The organism is Nocardia sp. NPDC058633, assembly GCF_042717045.1.
GTDB lineage: Bacteria > Actinomycetota > Actinomycetes > Mycobacteriales > Mycobacteriaceae > Nocardia.
In genome coordinates, this window is the sequence record NZ_JBHXRA010000049.1 from 1 (window position 1) to 1,153 (window position 1,153).

The 1,153-nt window shown below is 54.8% G+C and carries 1 rRNA gene; it reads left to right on the forward strand.

Features of this window, described 5'->3' with window-relative positions:
• Positions 1-1,153: ribosomal RNA gene (locus ACFWUR_RS29650) — 23S ribosomal RNA — on the forward strand; the annotation flags it as partial.

Below are 1,153 nucleotides of genomic sequence, written 5' to 3' on the forward strand. Positions count from 1 at the left end.
GGTCGCAGAGACCAGAGAGAAGCGACTGTTTACTAAAAACACAGGTCCGTGCGAAGTCGTAAGACGATGTATACGGACTGACGCCTGCCCGGTGCCGGAAGGTTAAGAGGACCGGTTAGCCCTTTGGGGCGAAGCTGAGAATTTAAGCCCCGGTAAACGGCGGTGGTAACTATAACCATCCTAAGGTAGCGAAATTCCTTGTCGGGTAAGTTCCGACCTGCACGAATGGCGTAACGACTTCTCTGCTGTCTCAACCACAGACTCGGCGAAATTGCATTACGAGTAAAGATGCTCGTTACGCGCGGCAGGACGAAAAGACCCCGGGACCTTCACTATAGCTTGGTATTGGTGTTCGGTACGGTTTGTGTAGGATAGGTGGGAGACTGTGAAGCTGGCACGCTAGTGTTGGTGGAGTCGTCGTTGAAATACCACTCTGATCGTATTGGACTTCTAACCTCGGACCATGATCTGGTTCAGGGACAGTGCCTGGTGGGTAGTTTAACTGGGGCGGTTGCCTCCCAAAATGTAACGGAGGCGCCCAAAGGTTCCCTCAGCCTGGTTGGCAATCAGGTGTTGAGTGCAAGTGCACAAGGGAGCTTGACTGTGAGACTGACAGGTCGAGCAGGGACGAAAGTCGGGACTAGTGATCCGGCACCGGCAAGTGGAAGCGGTGTCGCTCAACGGATAAAAGGTACCCCGGGGATAACAGGCTGATCTTCCCCAAGAGTCCATATCGACGGGATGGTTTGGCACCTCGATGTCGGCTCGTCGCATCCTGGGGCTGGAGTAGGTCCCAAGGGTTGGGCTGTTCGCCCATTAAAGCGGCACGCGAGCTGGGTTTAGAACGTCGTGAGACAGTTCGGTCTCTATCCGCCGCGCGCGTAAGAAACTTGAGGAAGGCTGTCCCTAGTACGAGAGGACCGGGACGGACGAACCTCTGGTGTGCCAGTTGTTCCGCCAGGAGCACTGCTGGTTGGCTACGTTCGGAAGGGATAACCGCTGAAAGCATCTAAGCGGGAAGCCTGTTCCAAGATGAGGTTTCTCTCCCACTTGATGGGTTAAGGCCCCCTACAGACCATGGGGTTGATAGGCCAGAATTGGAAGCCAGGTAACTGGTGTAGGTGACTGGTACTAATAGGCCGAGGGCTTACTA